Origin of the sequence: Streptococcus pseudopneumoniae (genome assembly GCF_038148935.1) — a bacterium.
In the GTDB taxonomy this organism is placed as follows: Bacteria; Bacillota; Bacilli; order Lactobacillales; family Streptococcaceae; genus Streptococcus; species Streptococcus pseudopneumoniae_U.
On the sequence record NZ_JBBJZX010000083.1, the window covers coordinates 1 to 8,783 of the forward strand.

General features: G+C 40.5%; 8 protein-coding genes. 7 read left to right on the top strand and 1 reads right to left on the bottom strand.

Going from position 1 to position 8,783, the window contains the following annotated elements; genetic code table 11:
* The first annotated feature begins 104 nt into the window (after positions 1 to 104).
* The 4 genes from WKI42_RS08490 to WKI42_RS08505 all read left to right on the top strand — a co-directional run bounded on the left by WKI42_RS08490 (position 105) and on the right by WKI42_RS08505 (position 2,566).
* A complete protein-coding gene (locus WKI42_RS08490; protein ID WP_368081681.1) occupies positions 105 to 1,040 on the top strand; it encodes a manganese-dependent inorganic pyrophosphatase in 936 nt (311 codons plus the stop codon).
* 86 nt (positions 1,041 to 1,126) lie between these two features.
* Complete coding sequence (locus tag WKI42_RS08495; protein WP_368081682.1) at positions 1,127 to 1,639, top strand: YiiX/YebB-like N1pC/P60 family cysteine hydrolase; 513 nt, start codon at positions 1,127 to 1,129, stop codon at positions 1,637 to 1,639.
* A complete protein-coding gene (locus tag WKI42_RS08500; RefSeq protein ID WP_368081683.1) occupies positions 1,623 to 2,273 on the top strand; it encodes a DUF1803 domain-containing protein in 651 nt (216 codons plus the stop codon). Before WKI42_RS08495 ends, WKI42_RS08500 begins: the two co-directional genes overlap by 17 nt.
* Positions 2,274 to 2,374: 101 nt before the next feature.
* Complete coding sequence (locus tag WKI42_RS08505) at positions 2,375 to 2,566, top strand: CsbD family protein (protein WP_368081684.1); 192 nt, start codon at positions 2,375 to 2,377, stop codon at positions 2,564 to 2,566.
* A 46-nt stretch (positions 2,567 to 2,612) separates the two neighbouring features.
* Here WKI42_RS08505 and WKI42_RS08510 read toward each other — a convergent pair whose 3' ends face one another.
* A complete protein-coding gene (locus WKI42_RS08510; protein WP_368081685.1) occupies positions 2,613 to 4,058 on the bottom strand; it encodes a UDP-N-acetylmuramoyl-L-alanyl-D-glutamate--L-lysine ligase in 1,446 nt (481 codons plus the stop codon).
* 105 nt (positions 4,059 to 4,163) lie between these two features.
* Between WKI42_RS08510 and WKI42_RS08515 the strand changes: the two genes are divergently transcribed.
* The 3 genes from WKI42_RS08515 (at position 4,164) to WKI42_RS08525 (ending at position 8,716) form a co-directional block, all read left to right on the top strand.
* Positions 4,164 to 5,786 (top strand): polysaccharide biosynthesis protein, encoded by a 1,623-nt coding sequence (locus WKI42_RS08515; protein ID WP_368081686.1) that lies wholly within the window; start codon positions 4,164 to 4,166, stop codon positions 5,784 to 5,786.
* A 204-nt stretch (positions 5,787 to 5,990) separates the two neighbouring features.
* Positions 5,991 to 7,949: a peptide ABC transporter substrate-binding protein gene (locus WKI42_RS08520; protein ID WP_368081687.1), complete on the top strand. Its 1,959-nt coding sequence runs from the start codon at positions 5,991 to 5,993 to the stop codon at positions 7,947 to 7,949.
* A gap of 311 nt (positions 7,950 to 8,260) precedes the next feature.
* Complete coding sequence (locus WKI42_RS08525) at positions 8,261 to 8,716, top strand: hypothetical protein (RefSeq protein ID WP_368081688.1); 456 nt, start codon at positions 8,261 to 8,263, stop codon at positions 8,714 to 8,716.
* Positions 8,717 to 8,783 lie beyond the last annotated feature (67 nt).

Here is an 8,783-nt window from a genome sequence, read left to right on the forward strand (position 1 = left end):
CAGTTATTTTGAAGAATCGTGAGGAGTCCTTTGACTCCTCTTACTTTTGTCAAAAAGCGAAAAAAATGCTACAATAAAGAGAATAAACAAAATGAGGTATTATCATGTCTAAGATTCTAGTATTTGGTCACCAAAATCCAGACTCAGATGCCATTGGGTCATCTGTAGCCTTTGCCTACCTTGCAAAAGAAGCATATGGTTTGGATACGGAAGCTGTTGCTCTTGGAACTCCAAATGAAGAAACAGCCTTTGTCTTGAACTACTTTGGTGTGGAAGCACCACGTGTTATCACTTCTGCCAAAGCAGAAGGTGCAGAGCAAGTTATCTTGACTGACCACAATGAATTTCAACAATCTGTATCAGATATCGCTGAAGTAGAAGTTTATGGTGTTGTAGACCACCACCGTGTAGCTAACTTTGAAACTGCAAGCCCACTTTACATGCGTTTGGAGCCAGTTGGATCAGCGTCTTCAATCGTTTACCGTATGTTCAAAGAACACGGTGTAGCTGTTCCTAAAGAGATTGCTGGTTTGATGCTTTCAGGTTTGATTTCAGATACTCTTCTTTTGAAATCACCAACAACACACCCAACAGATAAAGTCATTGCTCCAGAATTGGCTGAATTGGCTGGTGTAAACTTGGAAGAATATGGTTTGGCTATGTTGAAAGCTGGTACCAACTTGGCTAGCAAATCTGCTGAAGAATTGATTGACATCGATGCTAAGACTTTCGAATTGAACGGAAATAATGTCCGTGTTGCCCAAGTAAACACAGTTGACATCGCTGAAGTTTTGGAACGTCAAGCAGAAATCGAAGCTGCAATGCAAGCTGCCAACACAGCAAACGGCTACTCTGACTTTGTCTTGATGATTACAGATATCGTTAACTCAAACTCAGAAATCTTGGCTCTTGGTGCCAATATAGGCAAGGTCGAAGCAGCTTTCAACTTTAAACTTGAAAACAACCATGCCTTCCTTGCTGGTGCCGTTTCACGTAAGAAACAAGTGGTACCTCAATTGACTGAAAGTTTTAATGCCTAAGACTTTGGGTGTCAGTTCAAAATCGGAAAGGCTAGTTTGACTTATAACGAAAGGAGTTTCGGCTCCTTTTTTTCTAGGAGTGAAGCATGTTAGCAAATGGCGATTTGATTTTTGTGAGAGATGAGTCGGATATGGGACAGGCTGTCCAGATTTCCACAGGCAACTATAACCATGTTGCCATTTATTTGGATGGGATGATTTACCATGCTAGTGGAAAGGCGGGTGTTATCTGTCAAGAACCAGCAGACTTCTTTGAGTCCAATCACTTGTACGACCTCTATGTTTACCCAGAAATGGATATCCAGTCGGTGAAGGAGAGAGCTTGTAAGTATCTTGGAGCTCCCTACAATGCTTCTTTCTATCCAGATGGACATGGTTTCTACTGTTCCCAGTATATGGCAGAAATTCTCCCGATTTTTGAAACTATTCCCATGAAATTTGGAGATGGGGAGCAGGAGATTAGTGATTTTTGGAGAGAATATTACAGAGAACTAGGTTTGCCTGTTCCTCTAAACCAAGCTGGGACCAATCCTAGTCAGTTGGCAGCATCGCCTCTGTTAGAATGTAAAGAAAGGAATCTTCATGATTCAGATTTTTAATCCCTCTCGTTTGACGAGACAGCCATTTTTTGGAGAATTGATCCGCTATCTGGACCAGCATGATGATGTGATTTTACGAGAAATCAAGGCTCAATTTCCAGAAGTAGCAGTTGATAAACTCATGGAAGAGTATATCAAGGCTGGCTTGATTCTACGGGAAAATAAGCGTTACTACCTCAATCTTCCTATGCTGGAGTCCCTTAATAGTCTCGAACTGGATCAAGAGATTTTTGTCAGAGAAGCTAGTCCAGTCTATCAAGCCTTGTCGGAGCAGAGTTTTGAGACAGAATTGCGTAATCAGACCAATGCAGCTATTTTGGTTGAAAAGACGGACTTTGCGCGAACAAAAATGACCCTGTCCAATTATTTCTACAAGGTCAAAAATCAGTATCCTTTGACAGAAAAACAGCAGGAACTCTATGACATTTTGGGAGATGTTAATCCTGAGTACGCTCTCAAATATATGACGACTTTTTTGTTGAAATTTCTTAAAAAAGACCAGCTCATGCAGAAACGCCGTGATATTTTTGTGGACAGTTTAGTTGTCCTAGGTTATATTGTCCAAAATGCAGATGGAAAGTATGAGTTGGCTGTCGATTTTGACAAGGAGAGATTAACTTTCTATTTGGCTTGATTTCTTGTTTCTGAGCACATTGTTTGACTTTCCTTAGTATTCGGTATAAACTATATGTAACCGGTAACACATATCGGAATAAAACCAAAGGAGACAATCATATGTCACTTGAAAACAAATTGGAACAAGCAACAGGCGCTATCAAAGAAGGATTTGGTAAAGTTGCTGGGGATAGCAAGATTGAAGCAGAAGGCGCTGTAGAAAAGACAGTTGCTAAGGCAAAAGACGTTGTAGAAGATGCGAAAGGTGCTGTAGAAGGTGCCGTTGAAGGTTTGAAAAACGCTTTTAAATAAAGATAGAAAAAATCAAGGGTTTCATTTCCCTTGATTTTTTACTATCTTATAAATAATTTTCCGCGACGGCAGCATCTCCTGGGTAGGCTTCTTTCTTGCCTTGGACGATTTGATAGCAATCGGCTCCCTTACCGGCGATAATGACAGCATCTAATTCTTGATTTGTGATAGCCATCGCTGCCTTGATGGCTTCTTGGCGATCCGCAATTTTTTCAACAGGATGGCTAATATAGCTACTAATTTCATCCGCAATGGCCATTGGATCTTCATAGTTGGGGTCATCAGCAGTCAGGAAGACTTGAATCTCAGGGTGTTGATTAAGGAGGAGACCAAAGTCCTTACGACGGCTTTCTCCCTTGTTTCCTGTCGAACCAAGAACCAGAGCAATTTTTCCAGTTTGATGAGTTTCTACAACCTTGATGAGTTTTTTCAGACTATCCCCATTGTGGGCATAGTCGATGAAGACCTTGGCACCATTTTTCTGAGTGAGGACTTCCATACGACCAGGAACGCGGGTTGCAGCGATGCCTTTTTTGATGTCCTCAAGACTTGCTCCCAGACGGAGACAAGCAAGTCCAGCAGCGACTGCATTTTCTTGGTTGAAGTGACCGATCAGTTGGATATCATAATCACCAGCGAGTTTACCTCTAGCTGAAAAGCTAAAGGCTTTGGAATTCTCGATTTGATTATCAGATTGACTACCATAGAAATCATGGTCTTGATGTTCAACTTGTTCTTTCAAGACTGAGAAGTGGTCCATGTCGCTGTTAATGATGACTGCTCGGCTATTTTCCATCAAGAGACGCTTGTGGTAGAAATAGTCTTCAAAGCTAGGGTGTTCAATCGGGCCGATATGGTCAGGGCTGATATTGAGGAAAACTCCCACATCAAAGGTTAGACCATAGACACGTTTGACCAGATAGGCTTGACTGGATACCTCCATGATGAGGTGGGTGCGGTCATTTTGCACAGCTTGATTCATCATGTCAAAGAGGTCAATGCTCTCAGGGGTTGTCAACGCTGACTTAAAGAAAGTCTTGCCATCTAAAGTTGTATTCATGGTCGAGAGCATAGCAGGTCGATGCCCTTGAGATAAGATGTTATAAGCAAAGTAGGCTGCCGTTGTCTTCCCCTTGGTTCCAGTAAAGGCGAGGAGTTTGAGTTTTTCCTGTGGATTTCCATAAAATTCCATGGCAATCAAACTCATGGCTTTCTTAATGTCGTTCACGATAATGGCAGGAATACCAACCTCATAGTCTTTTTCAGCAACATACCAACCGAGGCCTTGAGAGATGGCTGAAAGAAGAAATTCCTTCTTAAAGGCAGCACCTTTGACGAAAAAGAGGCTCTTTTCTTTAGCCTTGCGGCTGTCATAGCAGATGGTGTCAAAGACGACATGGCTATAGTTGTAGTGATAGTGTCCTTGGTCGATAATCTCGCGGAAGAGACCATCTTTCTTTAATATATCTAATACGGTTTCAATCTTTATCATACTTTCTATTGTAAACCGAAAGTCACAAATTTACAAGTGACAAGGAAAAGTTTATAATGGAAGGTGAGGAGTTTTTCCTAGTTATCAAAATTGAATGAGGAATCTATGTCGCACGAAAACAATCACCAGCAGGCCCAGATGTTACGGGGGACTGCTTGGCTAACGGCTAGTAACTTTATCAGTCGCCTACTCGGGGCTATTTACATTATCCCTTGGTATATCTGGATGGGGTCTTATGCGGCTACGGCCAATGGTCTCTTTACCATGGGCTACAATATCTATGCCTGGTTCTTGCTGGTTTCAACAGCGGGGATTCCAGTTGCGGTGGCCAAGCAAGTTGCCAAGTATAATACCATGCGAGAAGAAGAGCATAGCTTTGCCTTGATTCGGAGCTTTTTAGGATTTATGACAGGACTAGGCCTCGTTTTTGCCCTAATCTTGTATGTCTTTTCCCCTTGGCTAGCAGACTTGTCTGGCGTGGGCAAAGACTTGATCCCAATCATGCAAAGCTTGGCTTGGGGAGTCTTGATTTTCCCGTCTATGAGTGTTATCCGAGGGTTTTTCCAAGGAATGAATAACCTCAAACCTTATGCCATGAGCCAAATTGCTGAGCAGGTCATTCGTGTTATCTGGATGCTCCTAGCAACCTTTATCATTATGAAGCTCGGTTCAGGAGATTACCTAGCAGCCGTTACCCAATCGACCTTTGCGGCCTTTGTCGGTATGGTAGCCAGTTTTGCTGTTTTGATTTATTTCCTTGCTCAAGAAGGGTTACTCAAAAGAGTCTTTGAAACAGGGGATAAGATAAACAGCAAGCGTCTCTTGGTCGATACCATTAAGGAAGCCATTCCTTTTATTTTGACAGGGTCTGCCATCCAGCTCTTCCAGATTCTGGACCAGATGACCTTTATCAATAGTATGAGTTGGTTTACCAATTATAGTAATGAAGACTTGGTTGTCATGTTTTCTTATTTCTCTGCCAATCCTAATAAAATCACCATGATTCTTATTTCTGTTGGGGTTTCAATTGGGGGTGTCGGTTTGCCGCTTTTGACGGAGAACTATGTCAAGGGGGACTTAAAGGCAGCTTCTCGCTTAGTTCAAGACAGTATTACCATGCTTTTCTTATTCCTACTGCCAGCAACGGTTGGAGTGGTTATGGTAGGAGAACCACTCTACACAGTCTTCTATGGTAAGCCAGATAGTTTGGCCATGGGCTTGTTTGTCTTTGCAGTTTTACAGTCTACTATTTTAGGCTTGTACATGGTCTTGTCTCCCATGCTTCAGGCCATGTTCCGCAACCGCAAGGCCGTTCTCTACTTTATCTATGGTTCTATTGCCAAGCTAGTCTTGCAACTACCTACCATCGCCCTTTTCCACAGTTATGGTCCTTTGATTTCCACAACAATCGCTCTCATCATTCCTAACGTCTGGATGTATCGGGATATTTGTAAGGTAACAGGTGTCAAGCGCAAGGTGATTTTGAAGCGAACCATTTTAATCAGTTTGCTGACCCTAGTCATGTTTCTGTTAGTAGGAACCATCCAGTGGCTATTAGGATTTGTCTTCCAACCAAGTGGACGTTTGTGGAGCTTCTTTTATGTAGCTCTTGTCGGTGCCATGGGGGGTGGACTTTATATGATTATGAGTCTGCGTACCTACTTATTAGATAAGGTAATAGGAAAAGCCCAAGCAGATCGACTGCGAGCAAAATTTAAGCTTTCGTAAGATAGCATTTATAAATAAAAGGAATAAGTTGAACAATCTTTTAGGATAACTTGAAACTTATTCCTTTTTTAGCGTCAAAATAGCTAAAATTATCTTTTAAAAGTAGATGATGAGGTATTTTTTCGATTTTTTTGAAAAAAACATTGACTAAACAAACTAAACGTTGTATAATAAAACAAATATTTAAAGCAGGAGGTTCTGGAAATGAAAAAGTCTAAGAGCAAATATCTAACCTTGGCAGGTCTTGTCCTGGGTACAGGAGTTTTATTGAGTGCGTGTGGAAATTCTAGCACTGCATCAAAAACCTATAACTATGTTTATTCTAGTGACCCATCTAGTTTGAACTATCTAGCAGAAAACCGCGCAACAACCAATGATATTGTGACCAATCTGGTAGATGGTCTCATGGAAAATGACCAATATGGGAACTATGTGCCATCCTTGGCAGAGGATTGGACTGTTTCTCAGGACGGTTTGACCTATACCTACAAACTTCGTAAGGATGCTAAGTGGTTTACTTCTGAGGGAGAAGAATATGCTCCTGTAACTGCCCAAGATTTTGTGACAGGTTTGCAATATGCAGCTGATAAAAAATCAGAAGCCTTGTATCTAGTGCAGGACTCTGTTGCAGGTTTGGATGATTATATCAACGGGAAAACAAGCGACTTTTCAACTGTCGGAGTCAAAGCTCTTGATGATCAAACGGTTCAATATACCTTGGCTCGACCAGAACCTTACTGGAACTCAAAAACGACATCAACCATTCTCTTCCCAGTCAATGCAGATTTCTTGAAATCAAAAGGGGATGATTTTGGGAAGGTAGACCCATCTAGCATTTTGTACAGTGGACCTTTCTTGATGAAAGCCTTTGTTTCAAAATCTGTCATCGAATACAAGAAAAATCCTAACTACTGGGATGCAAAGAATGTCTTTGTGGACGATGTGAAATTGACCTACTATGATGGTAGTGACCAAGATGCTCTTGTTCGTAACTTTACAGACGGAGCCTATAGCTACGCTCGTCTCTATCCGAATAGTTCAAGTTTTGAAGGGATTAAAGAAAAATACAAAGATGATATCGTCTATAGTATGCAGGATGCTACGTCTTACTTCTTAAACTTTAATCTGGATAGAAAATCTTATAAATTCACTTCAAAAACAAGTGATGCTGAAAAGAAATCGACTCAAGAAGCGGTTCTTAATAAAAACTTCCGTCAAGCCATTAACTTTGCCTATGATCGTACGGCCTACGGGGCTCAATCTCAAGGAGAAGAGGGGGCAACTAAGATTTTGCGTAACCTCGTCGTTCCTCCAACCTTTGTAAGTATCAAGGGAAAAGACTTTGGTGAAGTAGTAGCCTCTAAGATGGTCAATTATGGTAAGGAATGGCAAGGAATAAACTTTGCGGATGCCCAAGATCCATATTACAATCCAGAGAAAGCCAAGGCTAAATTTGCAGAAGCTAAGAAAGAATTAGAAGCTAAGGGTGTAACATTCCCTATCCACTTAGATAAAAATATAGAGTTGACCAATAAGGCTGAAATTCAAGGAATCAATTCCATGAAGCAATCAATTGAGTCTGTCTTAGGTGCAGAAAATGTTGTGATTGATGTCCACCTACTTTCTACAGAGGACTATGATAGTTCAGGTTATCTAGCTCAAACTGCAGCTCAGAAAGATTATGACCTCTACAATGGTGGCTGGAGCGCAGACTATCAAGATCCATCAAGCTACCTTGATATTTTTAATATTAATTCCGGTGGAGTGTTGCAAAATCTGGGTATAGAGCCTGGTGAAGCCAATGACAAGGCTAAGGCTGTTGGGCTGGATGTCTACACTCAAATGTTGGAAGAAGCTAACAAGGAGCAAGATCCAGCTAAACGTTATGAAAAATATGCAGATGCCCAAGCTTGGTTGGTGGATAGCTCTCTAGCAATTCCAAATGTTTCACTGGGTGGAACACCAACATTGAGAAAACTAGTTCCTTTCTCATCACCATATTCATTGGCTGGTAATAAAGGGGTTGAATCCTATAAATACCTCAAAGTACAAGATAAGATTGTCACAACAGACGAATATGAAAAAGCCAAAGAAAAATGGTTTAAAGAAAAAGAAGAATCCAATAAAAAAGCCCAAGAAGAATTGGCAAAACATGTGAAATAAGGATTTTTCAAGAAAACGATGGTTTCGAAGGAAGCTGTCGTTTTTTAATAGAATGATGGTAAATTTGGAAGAAAAATCTCACATTTTTTTCTTTGTTTCTTGAATTTATGTTATAATGAATATAATAAAAACGTGAGAAACCATTTTCGAAAATCTACCCAATGTTGATTGAAGTGTGCACATGCTAGGATGATTTTATAGGAGGGATGCTGTCTACTGGAAAAGTAAGATAAAACGTAATAATTGATAAGTTCTTCTTTAAGTGAAGAATTCTTATCTGCCTATTTACTAATCGTTATGGAGGTAACATCATGGGCGCTATTATGGAGTTTGCAACAGAAAAACAGATTGCATCATTTCTTTCAACTTGTCGCATTGAAGGGCAAAAGAATTTTCTGATGGCTTTTAAGAAAAAGACATGGTTGAAATCCTTTATTGATTTCTTCGTTATAGGAGGAAGTTACTATGTTCAGTCGAGTGTGAAGCCTAAGATTCTGGCATTCACACCTAAGGGGATCTATTTGATGGACATCAGTGATATAACTGAAAATCGTTTTAATCAAGTCCTTGAGATGCCTTGGAATCAAGTTAAAGATTTTACTTATAAGCTAGTCTTGAATACAGTTAGGCTGAACTGGAACTATCAAAATGAAGCCTATATTTTTTCCGTGGATGTCGGTCAGGTTAGTCAGCGTGTGGGACAGTATCAATTTAACAAAGAGCATTATGACTATTTAGCCCAACAGGATTTCTTTCGGTCTAAGTAAGAACTAGCAAGGATTTTCACAAAAGAATCTGGAATATTTTCTGGATTCTTTTTAGCTTTACTAGCTA